The sequence below is a fragment of the Sporosarcina saromensis genome (assembly GCF_033253735.1).
GTDB lineage: Bacteria > Bacillota > Bacilli > Bacillales_A > Planococcaceae > Sporosarcina > Sporosarcina saromensis.
Genome location: NZ_JAUBDI010000017.1, coordinates 35,290 through 58,157 on the forward strand (window position 1 = coordinate 35,290; position 22,868 = coordinate 58,157).

Sequence of the window (22,868 nt, forward strand, 5' to 3'; positions counted from 1 at the left end):
GGAGAGCCTCCGTTTCAAATGGATAGTTTGTATGAAGTAAGAATTGCATCTAATTCTCCTACAACTTTTTCGAACACGTCAATTTTCGTATGCAATAAGTCTACAATATGATCATCAATTGTATCCTGAATTGCTAAGTTATAAATATGGACATCATTCGCTTGTCCCAACCGATGAACACGGCCAATACGTTGTTCCAATTTCATCGGATTCCACGGCAAGTCGTAGTTAATGACGTATCGGCAAAATTGCAAGTTGATGCCTTCACTTCCTGATTCCGTAGCAATCAACACTTGGGCATTCTGTTGAAACAGCTGTTTCATCCAGTCCCGTTTACTTTTACTGAACTTCCCGTTGAATAAAACACTCGTAATCCCTTTTTCATATAAATAAGCTTGCAAGAAATTTTGCGTCGCTCGGTATTCAGTAAAAATGATCACTTTATCATTTGCTTGTTGAATGAGTTCAAACGTCTTTTCTGCTTTCGCATGTAATTGAAGAGCTGCTAGCTTTTCAACAATTTGATCGATTGCTTGCAAGTCTTCATGGCGTGTACATTTTTCACGCATATTCATTAACGTGTATTGAACGGCTTCCTTACTACTACACATTTCTCGTTGGAGTGTAATAATTGAAAAGGCGTCAGAGAACAAAGATGAATTCGTCTTTAAGTGCGTAATCATGCTGTAAATGTCTCTTTCGATGTCCGAAAACGTTATTGGAATAATGGCAACATGTCGGTCTGGCCACTCAATCCCTGTTGCCTCTCTTGTATTTCGCACCATCACTTGATTGACCAATTCTTTTAAGAACTCTTCATGCTCTACATCATGTTTGCTTGCTGAAAAAGCGGTTCGAAATGTTTCATAATTCCCAAGGTGGCCAGGTTTCAATAACGTGATTAAATAGAACAGTTCAAACACATCATTTTGAATAGGGGTAGCTGTTAATAGCAAGCAAAACTTTTTCTTTAGTTGTTGAACAAATTCATAGTTCTTTGTTTGATGATTTTTTAATTTATGTGCTTCATCAACAATGATTAAATCAAAGTTTTGTGCATAAATCTTTTCTTTATGTGGACTCCTTTTTGCCATATCGATACTAGTGACAACAATATCACATAAGCTTAAGTCATATTTTTTATTGTATTGCATAGCTGGGATATGAAATTTCCGATTCAATTCATCAATCCATTGGTTTACAAGTGACGCAGGCGCTAATATAAGTGCTTTTTTCACAAGTCCCCGCACTAAGTACTCTTTTAAAATGAGACCGGCTTCAATGGTCTTCCCAAGTCCGACTTCATCTGCCAAAATCGCTTTTCCATTCATCCGTTCGATAACGGTTTCAGCTACTTCCAATTGATGTTTAAACGGTTGTAGATGTGGCAAGAATTTTGGACATTGCAAACCGCGAAAGTCCTTTATTAGCGATGTTTTAACAACATTATATGCCATTTTGTATAGGGTCCAGCTATCTGATTTTGCTCCATTCTCCAACCGTTCACTAAACTGATCTTTCCATTCAGACGATCGTACAATTAACATAAACATCCCCTCAGTAATTGTTATCATTTGTCCACTAACGATTTCACTTAGAATGTCCACAAATACTGTTCCTATGTTTTATTTTTAAAATTGCTATAAGAAATTGTTGAATTTATGCATAAATAATTACCTACCACTCGCACACACTACAACGTGTACCCATTACAGTAGAAAGGTGGCGCAAAACATTGTCTAGAATTTTACCGACACCCGACGACTCCGCAAATGACGTGGAACGGTTGAAGAAAACCATTGATAATAAGCGGAAAGCGGAAGAGGCGATGAAATACGCAGAAGGTGCTGAGCTTGCTGCGATTCAAGAAAAGAACGAGCGTAGAGAAGAAGCAATGAAGAACTTCGGTAAATATTAGGTAAGTTGCAACAGTGAATTCACACCTTCCATTATGTAGAAATGGAAGGTTTTTTTACTTAAATTAATAAAAATGTTGAGAATAATTATGTATTTATGCATTATATTTATTCCTTAAATAGGAATTAAAAAATATTTTCAAACCGATAAACACGATTAAATCAACGTTTTCAATTATCTTTGATGAAAATAAATATTTATAGATGTTTTAAAAAATGTCTAGCGGCTATACAGTGGATGTAAGATCAAAACTACTAAACAAGGAGAGATTTGTATTATGGCACAAAACAACAACAATCAAAACAACCGTAGCAAAATGTCCCTTGAAGAAGCAGGTCGCAAAGGTGGAGAAGTAACAGCTCAAAACCATGATCGCGGATTTTACGAAGAGATCGGCCGCAAAGGCGGAGAAGCAACAGCTCAAAATCATAACAGTAGTTTTTACGAAGAAATCGGTAAAAAAGGTGGCGAGGCAACTGCCCAAAACCATGATCGTTCGTTCTATGAAGAGATTGGTCAAAAAGGCGGAGAAGCTCGCGCGGAACAGAACAATAACTATAATTCCAATAACAACAACTCTAACAGAAATTCCTAAAACAGTTTAGCTAATCCCCCTACTAAACGCAATATTGGAGACAGGTAAAAGCGACAGTATTGTAGCTTTCACCTGTCTCTTTTTAGTCTATTGTTAGCCACTTGTGAATTTTTGTACCAAGTGATACCAATTGCTTTTCAACAAGAAAGTCATTATACTACAATTATACTTTGAAAACCAAAACTGTTTATTTAGTTTTATTGCATAGGAGGAGGATACATGAAAGCTCGGATTATGAAAGCTTTCCTGGAGGAAATTCATGAGAAAAGCATGAAGTTCACAATGGATGATTTGGCAAAACGACTTGGGATTAGTAAACGGACATTATACGAGCATTTTTCGTCTAAAACTGAAATCCTTGACGCAATCATTGATTCAACACTACAGGAATTTGACGAGAAAACAGCTGCAATCGTTCAGAACCCCCACTTGACGCTCATTGAGAAGATAAAATGCGCCATTACAGTTGTTCCAAAATACAATGACTTCTACAATTGGAAAATTCTTGAGCAAATGAAAAAGTCACATCCTGCCCAATGGCAACGCGTCCATACCGCAATAAATGAATGGGATGCATTACGGGAGTTAATTGAAGAAGGCATTCGACAAGGTGAAATTGTCGACCAAAATGTGCCTCTCCTCATGAAACTGATCATTGACGCCACGAATTCGACGCTTGACCGACAATTTTTCTTTGAAAATCGTATTACTGTTTCAGAAGCATTGGATGCTATAGTGGATGTGCTGCTAAACGGTATCATTAGAAAGAACGTGTAGTAAAAGACCGACGAAATGAGCGGTTTTTTTTGCCGCCACGGAAAACCAATAAAACAATAGTAGTTTTATCGTTTCAACATTATATAGAAAGTGAGATGGAATTATGGACCTCCGCATATGCGAGGTTACCGCTGAAAATTGGATGCAAATCGCTTCCTTATCAGTGAATGACAATCAGAAAGATTTTATTGAAAGCAATTTATTTTCATTGGCACAATCAAAGTTTGAACCTGAATGGCAGTCTGTCGGCTTATATGATGGGCAAAAACTTGTTGGGTATGCAATGCATGGAAGGGATCGGGTAAATGGTGAGGTTTGGTTAGACCGTTTCATGATTGACCAGTCGTGCCAAGGTCAAGGCTACGCAAAACGATTCCTTATGCTTCTTCTTGAGGAAATGAAAAGAAGTTATCAACCAGATGTGATTTTTCTTAGCGTCTCTCCTGAAAACGAAAAAGCTAAACATGTATATGAGCAACTAGGCTTTACGTTAAACGGAAAAATTGACGATGTCGGGGAATTCCCTTGCCTCATCATGGAACTAGTCATACAAAGGAGTACGACAACATGAGCACGACTTCAAACAAACTGAATCGACTGGATACTGAACCAGTTGGTCGGATATTTTTACGCTATTTAATTCCTTCCATGATTGGAATGGCGTTAATGGCGGCGAATATTGTCGCGGATGGCATTATGGTTGGGAATCGATTAGGTGCAGAAGCACTTGCAGGTGTAGGTATCGCATCCCCCGTCTACACGCTCTTTTTTGCCATTTCGTTATGGATTGGGATTGGCGCTGCGACAAAATATTCTCATTCAATGGGTGAAAAGAAAATTCGAGAAAGCCGTATTGTCTTTACACATGCTCTGCTCTCCATTTTTGTCTTTACAATTGTTATTGGGTTGTTAGCATTTACTTTCCGAAATCCTCTTGCATTTGCACTTGGGGCAAATGCTTCAACGCTTCCGTATGTCGCCGATTATCTACACGTCATTTTGCTGTTCGGTTTTATATTCACGGTTGAAAACACTTTTAGCGTGTTCGTCAGAAACGATGGTGCACCAACTCTGGCCATGACAGGATTAGTCGTCACTTCTGTCGTCAACATCGTGCTAAATTACATCTTTTTATATGTATTCAATTTTGGTGTCAGTGGAGCTGCATTTGCAACAATTCTTGCATCGTTTTTAGGAATGCTCGTTTTGGCTACGCACTTTTTCAGAAAATCGAATAACTTGAAACTCGTACGATGTGCGTTCAATAAAAAGCTATTTGTAGCTATTATCGTAATTGGTTTTCCAAGCTTTCTAGCCGAAGTCGGCATTTCGGTTTTCACCATTTCTCATAATATCGCCTTTGAACGGGCGGCCGGAACAGAAGGTGTCGCCGCCTTCTCCATATTGAACTACGTCCATGGCGTCATGCTTATGCTCTTTCTTGGAATGGGCGGAGCAATTCAGCCGCTCATCAGTTATTACCATGGAGCTGAAAACGTCAAACGAATGCGTTCGACAGTACTCTATGCTACAGCAACTGTCATTGTTGCAGGCATTGTATTTTTCTCTATTGGTCAATTTGCCGCAGAACCAATCGTTTCGATTTTTGGTGACTTCCCTGAAGAAGTTACTTCTCTTGCTGTCACGGGCATCCAATTATTTTTCATTGCCTATCTATTTACGGGCACAAACTTCGTTATGATGACTTATTACCAATCCGTCGGCAATGTCCGTATTGCAACCATGATGACCGCATCACGAGAAATCATCGTTATGCTCATCTTCCTTCTCATATTGCCGCCCCTCTTCGGACTCAACGGCATATGGCTAGCTATCCCTGCATCAGAATTCCTCGTTTTTGCGAGCGTATTCATCTATCAAATGACCACAGGTAGGAATAAATAACTAATTTTAAGGTGCCAGTCCCCAAAACAATTCAGAATTGTTTTGGGGACTGGCACCGTATTACTGTGACTTTAGGATGTCTTTTTAGGATGGATGCTGGAAATTGTTCATCGATTGCACCGTGTAAGAGACGTTTGTATGCATCGTTTTTGGATGTACCTGAGATAAGCAAGAGGATTTCCTTGCTTTCCATAATGGTTGCAATGCCCATTGATATTGCCTTTTTGGGTACTTCGTCAAGTGAATTGAAGAAAAGCTGATTGGCTTGCCTTGTCGATGGGGTCAAGTCAACAACATGTGTTCTGGAGGAAAAAGATGTTCCAGGCTCATTAAAACCAATATGCCCATTTTTCCCTATCCCAAGAACTTGCAAATCAATACCCCCAGCTTGTTGTATGCGTTCTTCGTATTTTTGAGCTTCTATAAGATGATCAACGGCATCTCCTTTTGGGATATGTGTTTGTTCTTTTCGTAGATTAATCTTACTAAACAAGTTTTTGTCCATATATGTGTGGTAGCTTTGTTCATGCGTCTCAGCTAAGCCGATGTATTCATCCAAATTAAATGTGTTCACTTCCTTATAAGAAGTCATGTTATGAACATGATCTTGAACGAGCTTTTCGTATAATCCACTTGGTGTACTTCCCGTCGCAAGTCCGAGCACTGTAGTAGGATGCTCTCGTACCTTTTGAATAATGATTTGCGCTGCCAATTGACTCATTTCTTCGTATGTTTCTAGCTCAATGATTTTCATGGCACTCTCCTTTTGCAGTATAAGCAAGCACTCCCCGACAAAACGTCTTAACTACTTGATTGCTTTCATTTAGAATGACAATATCTGCATCCTTCCCAATCGCAAGGCTTCCTTTTCGATCAAAAACATTCACTTGTCTTGCAGGGTTTTCTGAAGCCATCATAATTGCATCCGCTAAACTACAACCTGTATACGTCATCATATTCTTCACAGCGTTCACCATTTTGAGTACACTTCCTGCTAACGCCCCATCCTCTAACATAGCTGTTTCACCAGTCACTGTTACTTGCTGTCCGCCCAAGTCGTATACGCCATCCCCTAAATATTTTGCACGCATCGCATCCGTAATTAAGATTAGCCCTTCTTTCCCTTTCTGTTTGAAAGCGAGTTGCACCATTTCAGGTCTTACATGAATACCATCTACGATGATTTCCGCTCGCATTTCATTGAACAAGAATGCTGCTCCAACTGTTCCGGGTTCCCGATGATGCAGCCCCCTCATTTGGTTGTATAGATGTGTTACACATGTCGCACCTACCTCCACAGCAGCACGAACTTCTTCAAAAGTTGCATCCGAATGACCGATGGAAGTGATCACACCATGGCGAGTTAATAGCTCTACGACAGGCAGCCCATCTGTTTGTTCGGGGGCTAATGTCACTTGCTTAATATGACCACCGGCAAGCGATAACCACTCCTTCAGTTGATGCCGATCATGAGGGCGTATGTGTTCCAGCGGTTGGGCTCCAGCTCGCGCAGGGTTAATGAATGGACCTTCCAAATGTATACCTACTATTTCAGCTTGACCTTCAGGTTGAATACCCTCTATAAAATCCTTTACATTGACTAGCGCTTTTTCAATATGATCGTTTGATGAAGTGATTGTTGTCGCCAAAAAACTTGTCGTTCCTTCTGACGGTAGTACATTTGCAATCGTTTCTAACGCTTCTACCGTGGCATCCATTGTATCTGCATCTGCCGCACCGTGAATATGAATATCTATAAATCCAGGTATAATTTTATCATTCGACATAAGTTCAAACACTTGGTAACAGTTATCATGGAAACTTTCTTCCCATATTCCTAAATCAACAATTTTATCCCCTTCAACCTTTACGTAGCCATTTGCTTCAAACTTTCCGTTTACATATAGCTGCGCACCCTTCAACAAGATCTTATTGTCTGTTACAGTCATCTTTTCTATCCTTTCTCATCTCACAGTCTACAAAAAAACACAGTCGTCAAATGGACATGACCTGTGTCTGGATAAAATCTACTCGTGCAAATGTTAACGGATTCAGCTGACTCACATTACACCGATTCTTATAAAAATAGATTGGAAATCTCTTTCGCAACAGCTATTTTTTCACTCGATAACTCTTTCATCGGTTGACGGCAATACCCAGCGTCCACACCTTTATCTTTTAAGATTTCTTTTAATGTCTGATACAACCCGTTGTCTAGAACAGCTGTTATCAAGTCATTTGTAACATGTTGAATTGCTCTCGCTTCCTCAATTTTCCCTTGCTGGGCAAGTTCAAAAATTTGCCTAGCTCTCTTTCCATTCACATTGAATGTGCTTCCGATCGCTCCGTCTACACCAAGGACTGTCGCAGATAAAAGCATTTCATCAAAACCTGCATAAATCAGTTTATCGGGGAATGTCTTGCGCATTCTTTCCAATAAATAAAAGTCGCCTGCTGTAAATTTCACACCGATGATTTTTTCATTTTCAAATAGTTCTTCAAACTGACTCAAACTCATGTTGACGCCTGTCAAAAACGGGATGGAGTAGATGATCATTTTATTATCAACGGCATTGATAATACTGTTGTAATATTGTTTAATCTCTTCAAAATCAAATTTATAGTAAAACGGCGTAACAGCCGACAGCGCACCATACCCTAAATCGGTTGCATATTTTGCAAGTTCAATAGCTTCCTTTACATTCACTGAACCTACTTGGGCAATCAATTGCACTTGATCCTTTACTTCATCTTTTGTGATTCGGAAAATCTCTTTTTTCTCTTCTGTAGAGATCATGAAATTTTCTCCGGTACTCCCGTTAACATACAATCCGTCAACTTTATTGACATCCACATTATAGCGGATGATTTCACGTAACCCTTTTTCGTTAATGTTGCCATCTTGGTCGTAAGATACCATTAGCGCAGTAAATAAGCCCTTCAAGATGCCTCTCCCCCTACTCCATTAATTTCAGTTCTGCTATTTTTCCGACAAAACGTTTTGTAATCTCCATTGGTCGTGTAATGGCCGATCCAATAATACAACCGTGTGCACCTGCCATCATTGCTTGTTCAACATCCTCAAGCGTCCAATATCCACCTTCCGCCATAACGGGTGTAGGCAATTGATCACTTAGGGACTTAACTAGTTCAGTATTTGGCAAGGCGACGTTTTTCGTGTAATCGGTGTAGCCACAAAGTGTCGTAGCGATTAAATCAACCCCTAGTTCACTTGCTTTTTTTCCTTCTTCAAATGTAGATATGTCCGCCATGATCAACACGTTAGGATACGTATTTCTAATGTCCACATAAAATTCTTCAAGCAATTGGCCATTTGGTCTTACCCGATTTGTTCCGTCAATTGCAACAATCTCTGCACCTGCCTCAACAACTTCTTGCACTTCCTTCATCGTGGCAGTAATATAGATTGGACTATCCGGGTAATCCTTTTTCACGATTCCAATGACCGGAAGTTCAACTTCTTGTCGAATGGCAGTAATATCTTCAAATCCATTTGCCCTTATACCAACAGCCCCACCACGTTTTGCTGCAAGAGCCATTTTGGACATGATAAATGAACTGTGTAACGGCTCGTCTGCTAAAGCTTGACAAGAAACAACCAGGCCTCCTCTAAGTTCTTCTATCAGTTTGTAATTGTCCATCTGCTAACTCCCTTACAACGAATATTTCACTCCATTTGTTAATACAGTTTGCTGGAGGTATTTTCTGAAATCTTCATCTTAATTGATTTTGCTTCTTCCACATTTTTCATTGCCAATCCTGTACATACAAGGTCAATTAGATATAACTGCGATATTTTCGATACGAGCGACCCGCTATCCAACGGACTTTCCTTTGCGGAAGATAAAAGTACGACATCTGCAAATTTTGTTAACGGTGATTTTGCATAACTTGTCAATGCAATAATTGTCGCGCCATTTTCTTTTGCTGCACTTACTGCATCTACGATATCTTTTGTACTCCCTGTCAAACTAATTGCCACAACAACCGTATTGTTGGTCATCGAAGCTGCACGCATCACTTGGAAATGAGAATCCGTAATGACCTCAACATTTTTCCCAATACGCATTAGACGATTGTGCATGTCCAAGCCAGCAATGCCCGAAGAGCCAATACCAAACAACACAACATCCTTTGAACTTGCAATCCGTTCAATCGCTTCATCCAACGATTTTTTACTTACAATCTCCGATGAATCGGAAATTGCTTGGATTGCACTATTTTTAATCTTACCAATATACGTCTCTCCACTGTTGTCTTGAGAAGCGGAAGACACTTCTTGTGCAAACAGTAATTTAAACTCCTGAAACCCTTTTAACTGCAGCTTGCGAAAGAATCGTAAAATTGTCGCCTCTGCCACTTCACAAGCCTCTGATAACTCCGTCAATGAGCAATAAAGAACTTGATCGGGATGTTCTTGTATATAGTCATAAATCTTCAATTCAGATTTCGTAAAAGTAGGTTTATATTGTTCCATCAGAATAGAAGGTTTGCGTGCATTTCCATTCTCAAAATAACTTGTAGACATGTTCAATACTCCCCCTCATTCGAATTTGAACTGAAAGAAATTTTGTGCCGCCCCTAATAACTGGGCACGATTCCCTTGTTCTGCAAGCTTTATCTGTACATTCCTCGCATGACTCATCATGAGTTTAGGATAAAGTGCATCCTTAATCGCTTCTAGAAAACGATCCCCTTGTTCAGAGATGCCACCGCCGATAACAACCAACTGGGGATCCAAAAAGTGAATAATTGATTTCAAACCGATGGTCAAATCGTCTAACCATCTCTCATATACTTGTAAACTTTGTGCATCGTTTACATGAATCCTTTGAAAAAATTCCGTTAAGGAGAGAGGTTCATTCAACCTATCAGATACAAGCATTTGTAGTGCCCGACTCGAAGCATATTGTTCATAGCATCCATTCATTCCACAAGAACAGGGCTTGCCATTTGGATAGAGATTCATGTGTCCAATTTCACCAGCAGAGTATGCACTTCCTGTATAGACTTTACCGTTTAATGAAATCGCTCCGCCAATACCAGTACCTAACGTGATGCAAATAAAATTATCAATCCCTTGAGCGGCTCCTTTCCAATGCTCTCCAATCGCTGCACAATTTGCATCGTTTTCAACAACTACTGGCAAATTCAAGTGTTCGGTAATCATTTCTTGCACGTGTAAACCTGTGTACGCTGGTATATTATCGGAGGCATAAATTACCCTGCCTCGGTCATCGACTTGTCCAGCAGTACTGACAGATACACCAACAATCGGCCAATCCCTCTGTAGCTCTTTAGCAGTCGCGATGACATTTCGAACAACTTGTAAGCCGCCTAAATGAGCATGTGTATGTAAAGAGGAGGAAAAAAGGATTTCCCCCTGTTCATCTACTACACCATATTTAATTGATGTGCCACCAATATCGAAAACAGCTATCAGCATATAACTTCTCCTCTACATGTATCCTTTATTTACTCAGTAAGTTTGGTAGAAATAGAACGATTTGCGGAAAAAGTGTAATGAGTACCAAACAGACTAGTAATGGAACGATAAACGGAATTACACCACGCGTAATGACCGAAACGGGTATGTTTCCTACTCTCGAAACCACAAACAGAGCCATCCCCATCGGAGGGGTTAGGATGCCGATCATTAAGTTTAAGATGACGATAATGCCAAAATGGATTGGATCAATACCCGCTGTCAGTATGACGGGTATTAATATAGGGACGAGCAAGATTAATAATGCTAACGATTCGATGAACATCCCTAAAAAGATTAGCAACAGATTAATGAGCAACAAAAGCATGAGCGGATTGTCTGATATGGATAAGAAGAAATTCGCAACCGTTATTGCCACTTGTTCATGCACAATCATTTGGCCAAAAAATTCCACACCTATAATCATTAATACGGCAACACCTGTTAGCTTCATGGAATCTACTACGTTAAGGAAGAACTTCTTTAATGTCAGTTCTTTATACACAAAAAACCCTAAGAACATTGCATACAATGTCGCAATAACTGCTGCTTCAGTCGGTGTGAATTGCCCTGAGAAAATACCACCAATAATAATAACTGGTGTCAGCAACGCCCAAATGGCCCGTTTAAAATAAAACCATCTTTCTTTCGCTGTCGCTTTAGGTGCTTTTGCATAGCCTCTCTTTTTTGCAAACGTATACGCAACAACCATTAACGAAAACGTCATGAGCAATCCAGGCAAAACACCTGCTAAAAACAACTTTGTAATGGATTGATCGGAAATAACCCCATAAATGATCAGCGGGATACTCGGTGGAATAATCGGTCCGATAATGGCTGAAGCTGCTGTCAAACCACCGGAATAGTCATCATCGTATTTCTCATCTCTCATCGACTTGATTTCTAATTGACCTAATCCTCCAGCGTCCGCTAACGCCGAACCAGACATTCCTGAAAACATCAAACTTGCTAAAATGTTTACATGCCCAAGTCCACCGGTAAAATGACCAACGAGGGATTTTGCAAAAGCAAAAATGCGTTGTGTAATGCCTGAAGAATTCATTAGTGTACCTGTTAGGATAAAAAACGGAACCGCTAATAACGCAAAACTATCAATACTGTCAATAAGTCTAGCTCCAGAAAAGAACACTAACGACCAATCCGTGACGACGAAATAAGCGAGTGCAGCAACGATTAGTGTGAAACCTACCGGCATTCCTAAAAACAATAGGAGGAGCCAGCCAATGAATATGAATAATACACTCACTTACTTCACCTCGTTTTTGTTTCTAATTTCTTGGATATTCCGTTCAAGTAAACGATATAACATCAGGACGGACAATAACGGTAATGCCATATACATATACGCATAGGATATACCGAGCGAAACGATTTGGACAGGTACTTTACGCATTGCCATTTCGTATCCGATGTAGCCCATTGCGATTATGACAATCGCAATGGTCGCTTGAAATAAATAGTTAATAATCGTTTGGATACGTCTTGGGAATTTCTTCACAAAATAATCAATGAACACATGACCATTTTCTTTAATACCAATGGAAACGGATAAGTAACCGACATACACAAAGATAAATTTTGCAAGTCCTTCTGACCAAGTTAGTGGGTTGTCTACTACTTGACGAGAGAAGATTTGTAATGCCAAAACGACTAACATGATGATGAAAAGAATTCCGCCAACGATCTCTTCCAAGTTACGCATAAACTTTTTCATTCTTTTCACCTAATTTTTTATTTATTTGCATCCTGGATTTGTTGTAAGTACTGTTCTCCCTCATCACCGATGGCTTTTAAGTAATTCGGGTATGCTTCTGCAACAGCTTTTTTGAATGGCTCTAAATCCGGTTTCGTTACAGTAACGCCTGCATCTTCAAACTTCGAGACCAATGTTTCTTCTTCATCCATGAAAAGGCTTGTGTGATATTCCGCTGCTTCTTCAATGCCTTTTTCTAAAATGCTTTGTAAATCTTCCGGTAGACTTTCCCACTTTTTATTGCTCATCACATAGTTTGCATCGTTCACTACATGGTTCGTCAACGCTAAATATTCCTGCACTTCGTAGAACTTCTGGGCGTTAATTGTTGATAATGGATTTTCCTGTGCATCTACCGCATTCGTTTGTAAAGCTAAATACACTTCCGTGAAAGCCATTGGCGTTGGAGAGGCTCCCGTGTATTTTGCATAGTCCAGCAATGTATCCACTTCAGGCACGCGCAATTTTAGCCCTTTCATATCTTCCAACGATTCAATTGCACGGTTAGAAGTCGTTTGACGCGTTCCATTATATGCAGTCTTCATAATTTTCCAGTTGTAATCTGTAAGGAGTTCTTCATGCAAATCTTTTCCGTACTCTGTTTCATAAACCGCTTGAAGTGCATGGTCAAAATCATCAACAATATACGGTAAATTCATTAACGACGCGCGTGGTACCCATGTTCCAAATCGTCCTGTTTCTGCAAAAGTAAGATCCAGGCTACCTGCTTGAACTTGCTCCAGCATTGCTCGATCATCCCCTAACTGAGAATTCGGGAACAACTTAATCGTCAAACGTCCATCACTTTCTTTGTCAACATACTCTGCTAATTTTTCAGCAGCTTTGTACTCATTTTGCTGATTGCCTGCTACCATTCCAAACTTCAATTCATAAGATTCCTTGGCATCCCCTTTACTTGTGCTACCCGAATCCCCTTCATCCGAACAAGCAGCGAGTCCAAACAGCAGTACGAGTGATGCCCCAAATTTTGCAAGTCCCTTTTTCATATTCTCTTCCCCTCACCTTTACATGTATTGTTTGTTACGTGAAACAACAAGTCTAGTCTTACGAATGAAACAAGTAGCTCGCCTCGTCATCCCCCTTCATTGAAAACGTTTTCAAATTTCATTAATCTGATTCTACTAAATTGATAGTTTACTGTCAATGTTATTTTAATTTATGACGTTTAACTTTCAAAAAGAACGGTGCCAGTCCCCAAAACAATTCCGAATTGTTTTGGGGACTGGCACCTTTTTGATCTGTAACCTGCTGTTCATTCTCCGTTCATGTTGGAGGATTACTATAAAGACAACAAAAGATTACGGAGGCGATGTTCATGAAGTTAGCTTGGAAGGAAATGAAAAAAAGTAAATCAAAATTCCTTATTCTTGGCTCAATAATTTTCTTAGTTAGTTTTTTAACATTCATCATCTCAGGACTTGCGAACGGGCTATCGCAAGACAACGCAGCGCTCATTAAAGACCTACCGAGCGGCCACTTTTACTTAGATGAAGCTGCCGATGGTACGTATAATTTATCTAAAATTGACGAAGACGTGCAGGCAAGCGTACTTAAAGAACATCCAGAGGCGACTGCATTTTCCATTCAAATGGGGTTTGTCAACGATGCGGAAGATAAACAACATAGTGTCGCTTTCGTTACATCGACTGATTCGGATTTGTTTGAGGGCGTGAAAGACGGAGAAATTGTCCTCGATCGCTCACTTGAAAAAGAAGGTATTCAAGTTGGAGATGTATTGACGAATAATCAATTTAGCGGCTCATTTACTGTTGCTGGGTTTGTCGATCAAAAGAAATATAGTCATGCCCCTGTCGCTTATATTCATATGACAAACTATCAAGAAATGTATCGTGTCATGGAGATGCAGACATTGTTTATTCCCGGTCAAGATGCACCAGTAATAGGTGGCCTTGATTCATTTACGAATAAAGGGTTCTTGAACACGATTCCAAGCTATAACGCAGAGCAAATGTCATTGAACATGATTATTTGGTTTCTTGTCATCATTAGCGGAATGCTCTTTGCAATTTTCTTCTATATGATGAATGTCCAAAAGATTGGCTTATACGGGATACTAAAAGCAATCGGCATGAAAACCATCTCACTGTTTCAGATGATCTGGTATCAAATGCTTGCGATTACAGCCGTTGCATTGCTACTTTCCATTCTCTTTAGTCAAGGATTCAACTTGTTAGCACCGGAAGGGATGCCTTTTGCGTTGACTGTGGACACTATACTCATCTTGTCAGCTGTATTTTTAGTTGTCGGGTTCATAGGCGCGACAATTTCAGGTTTGCAAATTAAAAAGATCGAACCGCTTCAAGCGATTCAACAAGGAGAGATGTAAAATGTCAGCATTCAAAATTGAAGACGTTACGAAATCCTTTCCAAACGGTGAAATTGAAGAGAAAGTATTAAAAGGGGTCAGTTTAGCATTGCAGGAAGGTGAAATTACAGCACTTGTCGGTCCTTCTGGTTCTGGTAAGTCCACGATTTTGACAATTGCAGCTGGCTTGCAAAAAGCGTCAGGTGGCCAAATTTTGTTTGACGGCAAAGATTTGACAACGATGAGCCAAGAGGACATCCGTAAAATACGGTCCAGCGAATTCGGTTTCGTCTTTCAAGCATCACACCTCGTGCCTTTCTTGACTGTCGAAGAACAATTGGAACTGATGCTCGACGTGTCTGAAACGAAGATGGAGAGAAAACAACAAAAGGAAGAGATTGTTAACATTCTTAAACTCGTTGGCATGGAGCATCGAAAAGATGCCTATCCCCCTTCATTATCCGGTGGAGAAAAACAACGCGTTGCCATCGCACGTGCCATCATCCACAAACCGAAAATCTTATTTGCCGATGAACCGACTGCAAGCTTAGATACGAAGCGTAAAAAAGAAGTGATGGAGCTAATCAAGCAACTCACTACATCACTCGGCTTAACAACACTCATGGTCACACACGACGACGAAATGCTCCCATACGCAAACCGTATTATTACAATGCGAGACGGCAAAATCGAATAATAAATTTGGTGCCAGTCCCCAAAACAATTCGGAATTGTTCGGGGGGACTGGCACCTTTTTTCTGTTTGCTTATTTTGCGTTTTCGTCAGGTTGATGGATACCGAAAATATTGCCTTCCGTGTCTACATAATAGCCTTGCCACGCCATACCAGGCAATGCCCCTTTCGGTTTCGCCACTTTCCCGCCATTTTGGAGAATTTTTTCTTCTGTCTCATCATAATGATCGATTCCGATTGTACAGGCGTAAGCATGGAATCCATTACTCAAATCTGGCTCCCCGCTTAATCGAAGCATCAATGCGCCATTTATGCCTGGTTCACTATCGTCGCCTGTGACGACACCGAAATACGGCATTCCTGCGTAATCGCTCCAGTCTTGAAATTCCCACCCAAAGACTTCTCCATAAAAAGCTTTTGCACGCTCCATGTCCGAAACATGGATTTCAAAATGAATGACTCTACCCATTTTCTACGCCTCCCTTGTTTTTTAGGTGCCAGTCCCCAACACAATTCTGAATTGTGCCGGGGACTGGCACTCAATTATTTCTGAACTCGAGTCTTTTGCGTTCATCTTCCAGTTGCAGTGTGTGCAGTATTTCGCGGATGAGTTGTAAGATTTTATCGTCATAATCTGGTGCGAGGATATACCAATAAGAAGCATCACGGACGAAAGCTAGTTTTTCTGTCACATTGGCCCCTTCAAGAAAAGCCCGCATGTTTGCAAGTTCTTGCTCATCTTGACTCCGATTCGGATTGAACGTGTAGCGCTTTTCTGCTACTTCATCCTGATAAGCAACAACGCCTAACCCATCTAACGTTGGCAATGCAATTGCTTGTTGCCGCTCGTCCATTGCTTGTCTAATGCATGACGCAACGTCGACAACTTCCTTTTGAAACGTCTCTCTTAACCGACTTCTTATCGGTTCCCGTACTCGATCAAATTCATCAGTAAGAAACTCTTCTATCTCGTTGGTGATTCTTTCTTCATCTGTACCTGGCCAAAAACGTTCAAGTAGTTCTACATGCGGAACAGAAGTCGCCATTTGTAAAAATTCATCCAGTGAACGCGCCATTAAGCGAATGGGTGGATCATCAGTAGGCGTGACGCATACGATTGGTGCTTCTGCTAAATTGGAAATCCTTCCAAAGTCAGTTAGAAAGCCAAAATGTATACCATCCCCACCTGTATTGGCAAATGGAATAACGTCAATCGGTGTAATTGCATACGCATATTGCGTCTCGATTGGGATCAAACCAATTAAATCTAATGTCATATTCTTCTTTCGCAATTCTTGTTCCAAACGCACGAGTTTTGCTACATCCTCAGGAATTTTTAGAGCACCATATTCATCCGCGAGCATCTTCCATATCCCCCTTCTTCCCGTCTACATTACAATTCTCCAACCGTTCTTCAAAATCCTTCTATGCTTTGATAAAACAAATTAGTATATCTGGATTGCGAGTAAAGACTTTTGTATACTAAAAAAAGAAATGATTTAATTATCAAATAAAAAGGAGTGACATCCATGGAACTTGGTGCCTTTTCAAATAGTTTAACTGTAAAAGACCTCAACAAATCAATCACTTTTTACGAAAAATTAGGATTTCAAGCTATGGGCGGAAACGCTACAGGTGGTTGGATTATCTTAAAGAACGGCAGTTGCATCATTGGTTTGTTTCAAGGAATGTTTGAAAAGAATATGCTCACCTTCAATCCAGGTTGGAATGAAAATGCAGAAAATCTTGATACGTTTACAGACATAAGAGCATTACAAAATGATCTTAAATCTAAAGGCATTACCTTCATCGCAGAAGCCGACGAATCCACTTCCGGCCCTGCACACTTCATGATTGAAGACCCAGACGGAAACCCCATACTCGTCGACCAACATCGATAAAACGGGTGCCAGTCCCCAAAACAATTCAGAATTGTGTCGGGGACTGGCACCGTTGTAGTATTAAAATATATTATATATAATGGAGAAAAAGAGATGGGAGTATTTGTATGACGACTTATCTTTCGTTGACGGATCATGTATACAATTACATTGTGGAGCAAATAAACAGTGGTACGCTGCAGTCTAACAAGAAAATTAATGAGAACGTCGTGAGTGAGGCTCTGAATGTCAGTAGGACACCTGTGAGAGAAGCACTCATACAACTTGCCTCGGAAGGTTTGCTAGAGAATGTTCCGAGAAAAGGTTTTTTCATTAAAAGTCTTTCGAAAGAAGAAGCAATGGAAACGTATTTTATTATTGGTGCATTAGATGGATTAGCTGCTTCCCTTTCAACCCCATTGCTGAAGGAGAAGCACCTGAAAGAGATGGAGTTTTATATTGAAAGCATTGATTTAGCAATTAACACAGGCAACTTTGCAATGTATCACAAAATGCAGGAGGCCTTTCATCATGTGTATTTATCCCTCTGTCCCAATCAGAGTCTCGTGAATCTATTACTGAAATTAGAAAAGAAATTCTTGAAAAACTTTGAGTGGATGGAAGACCATGAGTGGACTGCAATTAAACTAACTGAAACGAACAATGAACACCGCCACATGTTAGAATTGTTTCGAACGGGCAAGACATCCGAGTTGGAAGTGTTTATGAAAGAAGTACATTGGAATCCTGAAAAAGCGGCACTTTTACCTTTATAAAATAGGCAATCACCAAAAAATTCTGTTCTGAACAGAATTTTTTTATTGAAATCAATCAAATATAATGTACAATATACAATATATTTAAAAGCAAGTATTATTATGCGATACAAAATGATTTGGATTGTATGGAGGTTCTCTATCTTGAATTGTCAAAATTATGAATTAGCACAACGTTTACGTCACGACTTGCATCAGCACCCTGAACTTTCTAACGAAGAAGTATGGACCAAACAGTATTTAATAGACTTTTTGAAAACGCATACATCAAACCTTGAGATTGTCGACAGAGGAAATTGGTTTTACACGATTTACCGTGCAGGTGAAAACAAGCCGAATATCGCATTTCGCGCGGATTTTGATGCGCTTCCAATGGACGAAGTAATTGATCTCCCTTGGGCTTCTAAATTCCCGGGAAAAGCTCATAAATGTGGACATGATGGACACTCTGCAACTTTGGCAGCGTTTGCACTTGAAGTCGACCAAAACGGAGCAGACAAAAATATCTTTTGCCTCTTCCAACCTGCTGAAGAAACAGGAGATGGCGCAATCCAGTGTGTAGATTTCATTCATGAACATAGCATCGATGAAATTTTTGCTTATCATAATATGAGTGGGCTTCCTTACAAATCAGTTGCCATTATTGACGGCACAGCATTGTGTGCATCTAAAGGAATGACAATCCATATGGAAGGTTCTCCAGCACATGCCAGCCAACCTGAACATGGAGTAAATCCTTCTCTTGCTATTGCCAATATTGTTCGAGAAATCCCTTCGTTCATTTCACCGGCAAACAATGAAGGCCTTGTGCTCTGTACGGTTGTTCAAATTGACGTTGGTGAACCTGCTTTTGGACTCTCCGCTTCTAAAGGTGCACTTCGCATGACGATTCGTGCGCTTTACGAGAAGGGATTAGACCAACTACAAGAAAACTTGGAAAACTTTGCAAAAACACAAGCAGAAGAATTTGGTCTTACTGTACGGTTCGACTATAACGATGAATTCCCAGAAACAGTTAACCATAAAGAAAGTGCAGACAAAATTCGCACCGTGGCGACTAACAAAGGGATGGATGTTGTGGAACTACAAGAAGCTTTCCGCGGATCGGAAGACTTTGGCCACTTTACGAAATTAACAAAAGGTGCCTATTGCTTCATCGGAAACGGAGAAGAGTACCCGAATGTCCATACGAGCGAGTATGATTTCCGTGATGAACTAATTGAATCAGGTGTTGAACTTTTTAAAGGATTAGCAGAAATGTAATGGATCAACCAATACGAAAAGGGTTTAGGGGGAATTTTGAATGAAGCAAGAGAAAAAACGTAAAGGATTTAACTATCCACACGTGTATATTATGTTTCTAATCGTTATGCTTCTTGTTGTCGCTTTATCTTGGATTGTACCGAGCGGACAATATGAGCGTGTAGAAGATCCTGTGACAGGAGCAGTAAAATTGAACACGGACGTGTTTAATTACGTCGAGAAATCAGATCCTATTGGATTTATGGACTTCTTTACGGCGCTCCATAACGGTGTCGTCCAATCCGCTGATATTATCGTCATGCTGTTGTTTGCAAGTGGTGCACTTTACATTCTAGAGAAGTCGGATGCAATTGCAGCGGGTATTCATAAACTATTGCGAGTAGCTGAAGGTAAAGAGAAACTAATTATTTTTGTCTTACTAACAGTGTTTGCAATTATGGGTACGATTGGATTTGGTGAAGGTGGAATTCCTTTCATCCCCCTCGCTATGGCGGTTGTCATGGGAATGGGCTATGACCGAATTACCGCCTTTGCTACGTCAACAGTCGGTTTAGCGATCGGTTTCACTGCTGGAGCCGTTAACTTTTACACGACGGGCGTCAGCCAATCTATCGTTGGTTTGCCGATTTACTCGGGTTTAATTTTCAGAATAATCGCATTGGTCATTTTTATCGCCATATCGGTTGTGTACATTCTTCGTTATGCGAATAAAACAAAAGCCGATCCAACAAAGAGTATTGTTGCAGAAGAATATAGCGAGCAATTAGAAAATGCAAAATCTGCCGAGTATGAAGAGGAAGCTTTTACCCTCCCTCGCAAAATTGCATTGTTAGGACTAGTAGGCGTCTTAGTCGGTAGTGCCTTCGGTGCAATCCAACTTGATTGGGGCATGCCTCAATTATCTGCTGTCTATGCAATTTACGCCGTATTCTTAGTCATCATTTTGCGTATTAATCCGAGTGAAGCTGCGACGACTTTCGGGACAGGCGCTGCTAGACTTCTCCCTACTGCACTTGCAATTGGTTTTGCACGTTCGGTCATGATATTAATGACACAAGCACAAATCATTGATACAGCTGTCCATGCATTATCAGGATTATTGAGCAATACAGGCTCTGTTATTACGTTACTTGTACTTTTCCTAGTCGTCATCTTCTTTAATTTCTTTGTCGTCTCAGGAAGCGGAAAAGCCGTCATTCTTATGCCGATTATGGGGCCATTAGGAAAGATTTTAGGTATCAATCAACAAGTAATGGTTGTCGTTTATCAGTTTGGGGACGGTTTTACAAACTACTTATGGCCGACATCTGGTGGATTAATGGCTGCTCTAGGAATGTCCAATGTAAGTTATTCAGCATGGGTTAAGTTTTCAATGAAGTTATTCCTGTTACTACATTTCGCTGCATTTTTATTAATTGTCATTGCAAATTATCTTGGATTAGGACCACACTAATCGGTGCGATTATTCATTGTAATGCCGTAATTTGAGAAAGGCGGACGTGCTAGAACGTGAGCACGACGCCTCTCACTATTTCTACTAGATCCTCAATTATTTTACGAATAAAGGAGAGAACGATAGATGACTACTATTCTTGAAGAAGCAAAGCGCTATGAAGAGCAGATTATTAATGACCGCCGTTATTTGCATCAACATCCCGAGTTAGGTTTCGACCTTCCAAATACGCAAAAGTTCATTCAACAACGTCTTGATGAAATGGGGATTGCACACAAAACGTGCGGTGTCGTTCCTCCTGAAGTGCGTGAAAAATATGCCCGTGCTGGATTTGCGGAACAAGCAAATTGTACAGGTGTAATCGCAACAATCGGTCAAGGCACTCCTTGCATTCTACTTCGTGCCGATATGGATGCATTACCGATTGAAGAAGAAGTAGAAACGACGTTTAAGTCGACAAAACCTGGTCTCATGCATGCATGCGGACATGATTCGCATGTCGCCATGTTGTTAGGCGCTGCTCAAATTTTGAAGAATCGTGAAAATGAATTACAAGGAACTGTAAAATTATTTTTCCAACCCGGTGAAGAATGGGGATACGGTTCAAAACTAATGATTGACGTTGGCGCTCTTGAAAACCCAAAAGTGGATGCTGCGTTCGGGATACACATTATGCCTGACCAGGAAGCGGGCACATTATCCGTGACAAAAGGTACACTGACACAAGCGATGGACACGTACATTGTGGATATTAAAGGTTCTGGCGGTCATAGTTCGCAACCCCATAAGACAATTGACGCCAATATGATCATGAATCAGCTGTACACGAGTTTAAATCTTTTATTCACACGTGAAGTTCCTCCCAATCATAATGTGACGTTTTCAATCGGTTCAATGAACGGTGGGACAGTGACGAATGTCATTCCCGATAAAGCTGTATTGAGTGGAAATATGCGGAGTTATGATCAAACAACACGTGATCATCTGTGTAGTCGCATTCCTGAAATGATAGACCACACGGTGAAAGCTTGGCGTGGTGAGTATAGCACAACAGAATTCCACACTCCGACAACGTACAACGATCCTGGGTTCATTGATGAGATTAGCGCGGCTTTACAAGATGTGGTGGGTCTAGACAATCTGATAGACAACGGGCCAATGAGCGGATCAGAAGATTTTTCGTATATTTCTCAGCTTGTCCCTTCTGCATTTGTCGTTTTAGGCACTGGAAAAGAAGGCGATGCGCCTGTCCACAATCCACGCATGAAGCAAGACGAAAGCATCTTTAAATACGGGGCTGCTTTACATGCAAGTGTTGCAATTGAATGGTTGAAAGGACAGCACAAGGCATAATGACAGCATAGGTGACGTTGATTAGATAAATTTGTTTACTATTTTGTACTGTGCCGTTTTGAAACTGCTTGGAATCAAGGTTTGTTACCTTGGTTTTATGCAGTTTTTTTGTTTTTTGATGTGTTGGGGTTATATATATTGTGAAGTGAAGTGAAGTGATGCGCAGCGAGCGTTGTGATGCGAGCGCGTTATGTTGCGATACGACCGGGTTATGTTGTGATGCGACGAGGTTACGTTGTGATGCGAGCGCGTTATGTTGCGATACGAACGGGTTACGTTGTGATGCGACGAGGTTACGTTGCGATGCGCAGCGAGCGTTGTGATGCGAGCGCGTTATGTTGCGATACGAACGGGTTATGTTGTGATGCGACGAGGTTACGTTGTGTTGCGCAGCGAGCGTTGTGTTGCGAGCGCGTTATGTTGCGATACAACCGGGTTACGTTGCGATGCGACGAGGTTACGTTGTGATACGCAGCGAGCGTTGTGTTGCGAGCGCGTTATGTTGCGATACGAACGGGTTACGTTGTGATGCGACGAGGTTACGTTGCGATGCGCAGCGAGCGTTGTGTTGCGAGCGCGTTATGTTGTGATACGAACGGGTTACGTTGTGATGCGACGAGGTTACGTTG

Annotated in this window: 24 protein-coding genes; 12 read left to right on the forward strand and 12 right to left on the reverse strand. The window is 40.6% G+C overall.

Annotated elements, in window-relative coordinates; genetic code table 11:
• Positions 1-14 precede the first annotated feature (14 nt).
• Positions 15-1,553, reverse strand: coding sequence for a DEAD/DEAH box helicase (locus tag QT711_RS14865; protein WP_398296224.1), 1,539 nt, complete (start codon positions 1,551-1,553; stop codon positions 15-17).
• 182 nt (positions 1,554-1,735) lie between these two features.
• Here QT711_RS14865 and QT711_RS14870 point away from each other — a divergent pair, with 182 nt between their 5' ends.
• The 5 genes from QT711_RS14870 to QT711_RS14890 all read left to right on the forward strand — a co-directional run bounded on the left by QT711_RS14870 (position 1,736) and on the right by QT711_RS14890 (position 5,194).
• On the forward strand, positions 1,736-1,918 hold the full coding sequence (locus QT711_RS14870) for a small, acid-soluble spore protein tlp (protein ID WP_317945540.1): 183 nt from the start codon (positions 1,736-1,738) through the stop codon (positions 1,916-1,918).
• A 276-nt stretch (positions 1,919-2,194) separates the two neighbouring features.
• A complete protein-coding gene (locus QT711_RS14875) occupies positions 2,195-2,512 on the forward strand; it encodes a general stress protein (protein ID WP_317945542.1) in 318 nt (105 codons plus the stop codon).
• Between the two features lie 219 nt (positions 2,513-2,731).
• Complete coding sequence (locus tag QT711_RS14880) at positions 2,732-3,289, forward strand: TetR/AcrR family transcriptional regulator (RefSeq protein ID WP_317945544.1); 558 nt, start codon at positions 2,732-2,734, stop codon at positions 3,287-3,289.
• Between the two features lie 103 nt (positions 3,290-3,392).
• Complete coding sequence (locus QT711_RS14885; protein ID WP_317945545.1) at positions 3,393-3,860, forward strand: GNAT family N-acetyltransferase; 468 nt, start codon at positions 3,393-3,395, stop codon at positions 3,858-3,860.
• Positions 3,857-5,194 carry an MATE family efflux transporter gene (locus QT711_RS14890; protein ID WP_317945547.1) on the forward strand — a complete coding sequence of 446 codons (1,338 nt, stop codon included), beginning with the start codon at positions 3,857-3,859 and terminating at the stop codon, positions 5,192-5,194. Before QT711_RS14885 ends, QT711_RS14890 begins: the two co-directional genes overlap by 4 nt.
• 31 nt (positions 5,195-5,225) lie before the next feature.
• Here the strand turns inward: QT711_RS14890 and nagB are convergent, their stop codons facing one another.
• The 9 genes from nagB to QT711_RS14935 all read right to left on the reverse strand — a co-directional run bounded on the left by nagB (position 5,226) and on the right by QT711_RS14935 (position 13,481).
• A complete protein-coding gene (gene nagB / locus QT711_RS14895) occupies positions 5,226-5,948 on the reverse strand; it encodes a glucosamine-6-phosphate deaminase (protein WP_317945549.1) in 723 nt (240 codons plus the stop codon).
• On the reverse strand, positions 5,935-7,143 hold the full coding sequence (gene nagA / locus QT711_RS14900) for an N-acetylglucosamine-6-phosphate deacetylase (RefSeq protein ID WP_317945551.1): 1,209 nt from the start codon (positions 7,141-7,143) through the stop codon (positions 5,935-5,937). The genes nagB and nagA overlap by 14 nt, the downstream gene beginning before the upstream one ends.
• Positions 7,144-7,271: 128 nt before the next feature.
• A complete protein-coding gene (locus QT711_RS14905) occupies positions 7,272-8,138 on the reverse strand; it encodes an N-acetylneuraminate lyase (RefSeq protein WP_317945553.1) in 867 nt (288 codons plus the stop codon).
• 13 nt (positions 8,139-8,151) lie between these two features.
• Complete coding sequence (locus QT711_RS14910) at positions 8,152-8,856, reverse strand: N-acetylmannosamine-6-phosphate 2-epimerase (protein WP_317945555.1); 705 nt, start codon at positions 8,854-8,856, stop codon at positions 8,152-8,154.
• 38 nt (positions 8,857-8,894) lie between these two features.
• Positions 8,895-9,743: a MurR/RpiR family transcriptional regulator gene (locus tag QT711_RS14915; RefSeq protein ID WP_317945556.1), complete on the reverse strand. Its 849-nt coding sequence runs from the start codon at positions 9,741-9,743 to the stop codon at positions 8,895-8,897.
• 15 nt (positions 9,744-9,758) lie between these two features.
• Complete coding sequence (locus QT711_RS14920; protein WP_317945557.1) at positions 9,759-10,661, reverse strand: ROK family protein; 903 nt, start codon at positions 10,659-10,661, stop codon at positions 9,759-9,761.
• 25 nt (positions 10,662-10,686) lie between these two features.
• The gene (locus QT711_RS14925) at positions 10,687-11,967 is read right to left on the reverse strand and encodes a TRAP transporter large permease (protein ID WP_317945559.1); all 1,281 of its coding nucleotides are present in this window, start codon (positions 11,965-11,967) and stop codon (positions 10,687-10,689) included.
• Positions 11,968-12,435, reverse strand: a complete 468-nt coding sequence (locus tag QT711_RS14930) for a TRAP transporter small permease (protein WP_317945561.1) — start codon at positions 12,433-12,435, stop codon at positions 11,968-11,970. It lies immediately after the preceding gene.
• A gap of 17 nt (positions 12,436-12,452) precedes the next feature.
• Positions 12,453-13,481: a sialic acid TRAP transporter substrate-binding protein SiaP gene (locus QT711_RS14935; RefSeq protein WP_317945563.1), complete on the reverse strand. Its 1,029-nt coding sequence runs from the start codon at positions 13,479-13,481 to the stop codon at positions 12,453-12,455.
• A 329-nt stretch (positions 13,482-13,810) separates the two neighbouring features.
• Here QT711_RS14935 and QT711_RS14940 point away from each other — a divergent pair, with 329 nt between their 5' ends.
• Positions 13,811-14,842: an ABC transporter permease gene (locus QT711_RS14940; RefSeq protein ID WP_317945564.1), complete on the forward strand. Its 1,032-nt coding sequence runs from the start codon at positions 13,811-13,813 to the stop codon at positions 14,840-14,842.
• 1 nt (position 14,843) lies between these two features.
• Positions 14,844-15,518: an ABC transporter ATP-binding protein gene (locus QT711_RS14945; protein WP_317945566.1), complete on the forward strand. Its 675-nt coding sequence runs from the start codon at positions 14,844-14,846 to the stop codon at positions 15,516-15,518.
• A 69-nt stretch (positions 15,519-15,587) separates the two neighbouring features.
• Here the strand turns inward: QT711_RS14945 and QT711_RS14950 are convergent, their stop codons facing one another.
• Entirely contained in the window at positions 15,588-15,983 is a 396-nt protein-coding gene (locus QT711_RS14950) for a VOC family protein (RefSeq protein ID WP_317945567.1), read from the reverse strand.
• A 70-nt stretch (positions 15,984-16,053) separates the two neighbouring features.
• Positions 16,054-16,878, reverse strand: coding sequence for a hypothetical protein (locus QT711_RS14955; RefSeq protein ID WP_317945568.1), 825 nt, complete (start codon positions 16,876-16,878; stop codon positions 16,054-16,056).
• A gap of 165 nt (positions 16,879-17,043) precedes the next feature.
• Between QT711_RS14955 and QT711_RS14960 the strand changes: the two genes are divergently transcribed.
• The 5 genes from QT711_RS14960 to QT711_RS14980 all read left to right on the forward strand — a co-directional run bounded on the left by QT711_RS14960 (position 17,044) and on the right by QT711_RS14980 (position 22,239).
• Entirely contained in the window at positions 17,044-17,415 is a 372-nt protein-coding gene (locus QT711_RS14960) for a VOC family protein (RefSeq protein WP_317945569.1), read from the forward strand.
• 107 nt (positions 17,416-17,522) lie between these two features.
• Positions 17,523-18,170 carry a GntR family transcriptional regulator gene (locus tag QT711_RS14965; protein WP_317945571.1) on the forward strand — a complete coding sequence of 216 codons (648 nt, stop codon included), beginning with the start codon at positions 17,523-17,525 and terminating at the stop codon, positions 18,168-18,170.
• Between the two features lie 144 nt (positions 18,171-18,314).
• Positions 18,315-19,433, forward strand: a complete 1,119-nt coding sequence (locus QT711_RS14970) for a M20 metallopeptidase family protein (RefSeq protein WP_317945573.1) — start codon at positions 18,315-18,317, stop codon at positions 19,431-19,433.
• Positions 19,434-19,473: 40 nt separating this feature from the next.
• On the forward strand, positions 19,474-20,886 hold the full coding sequence (locus tag QT711_RS14975) for a YfcC family protein (RefSeq protein ID WP_317945575.1): 1,413 nt from the start codon (positions 19,474-19,476) through the stop codon (positions 20,884-20,886).
• Positions 20,887-21,012: 126 nt separating this feature from the next.
• Entirely contained in the window at positions 21,013-22,239 is a 1,227-nt protein-coding gene (locus QT711_RS14980) for a M20 metallopeptidase family protein (protein ID WP_317945577.1), read from the forward strand.
• Positions 22,240-22,868 lie beyond the last annotated feature (629 nt).

Coding starts and splice junctions, on each gene's coding strand:
- QT711_RS14890 (WP_317945547.1), top strand. CDS start 3,857: ATGAGCACGACTTCAAACAAACTGAATCGACTGGATACTGAACCAGTT.
- QT711_RS14885 (WP_317945545.1), top strand. CDS start 3,393: ATGGACCTCCGCATATGCGAGGTTACCGCTGAAAATTGGATGCAAATC.
- QT711_RS14875 (WP_317945542.1), top strand. CDS start 2,195: ATGGCACAAAACAACAACAATCAAAACAACCGTAGCAAAATGTCCCTT.
- QT711_RS14960 (WP_317945569.1), top strand. CDS start 17,044: ATGGAACTTGGTGCCTTTTCAAATAGTTTAACTGTAAAAGACCTCAAC.
- QT711_RS14910 (WP_317945555.1), bottom strand. CDS start 8,856: ATGGACAATTACAAACTGATAGAAGAACTTAGAGGAGGCCTGGTTGTT.
- QT711_RS14950 (WP_317945567.1), bottom strand. CDS start 15,983: ATGGGTAGAGTCATTCATTTTGAAATCCATGTTTCGGACATGGAGCGT.
- QT711_RS14880 (WP_317945544.1), top strand. CDS start 2,732: ATGAAAGCTCGGATTATGAAAGCTTTCCTGGAGGAAATTCATGAGAAA.
- QT711_RS14980 (WP_317945577.1), top strand. CDS start 21,013: ATGACTACTATTCTTGAAGAAGCAAAGCGCTATGAAGAGCAGATTATT.
- QT711_RS14965 (WP_317945571.1), top strand. CDS start 17,523: ATGACGACTTATCTTTCGTTGACGGATCATGTATACAATTACATTGTG.
- QT711_RS14955 (WP_317945568.1), bottom strand. CDS start 16,878: ATGCTCGCGGATGAATATGGTGCTCTAAAAATTCCTGAGGATGTAGCA.
- QT711_RS14940 (WP_317945564.1), top strand. CDS start 13,811: ATGAAGTTAGCTTGGAAGGAAATGAAAAAAAGTAAATCAAAATTCCTT.
- QT711_RS14975 (WP_317945575.1), top strand. CDS start 19,474: ATGAAGCAAGAGAAAAAACGTAAAGGATTTAACTATCCACACGTGTAT.
- nagB (WP_317945549.1), bottom strand. CDS start 5,948: ATGAAAATCATTGAGCTAGAAACATACGAAGAAATGAGTCAATTGGCA.
- QT711_RS14920 (WP_317945557.1), bottom strand. CDS start 10,661: ATGCTGATAGCTGTTTTCGATATTGGTGGCACATCAATTAAATATGGT.
- QT711_RS14945 (WP_317945566.1), top strand. CDS start 14,844: ATGTCAGCATTCAAAATTGAAGACGTTACGAAATCCTTTCCAAACGGT.
- QT711_RS14935 (WP_317945563.1), bottom strand. CDS start 13,481: ATGAAAAAGGGACTTGCAAAATTTGGGGCATCACTCGTACTGCTGTTT.
- QT711_RS14930 (WP_317945561.1), bottom strand. CDS start 12,435: ATGAAAAAGTTTATGCGTAACTTGGAAGAGATCGTTGGCGGAATTCTT.
- QT711_RS14865 (WP_398296224.1), bottom strand. CDS start 1,553: ATGTTTATGTTAATTGTACGATCGTCTGAATGGAAAGATCAGTTTAGT.
- nagA (WP_317945551.1), bottom strand. CDS start 7,143: ATGACTGTAACAGACAATAAGATCTTGTTGAAGGGTGCGCAGCTATAT.
- QT711_RS14915 (WP_317945556.1), bottom strand. CDS start 9,743: ATGTCTACAAGTTATTTTGAGAATGGAAATGCACGCAAACCTTCTATT.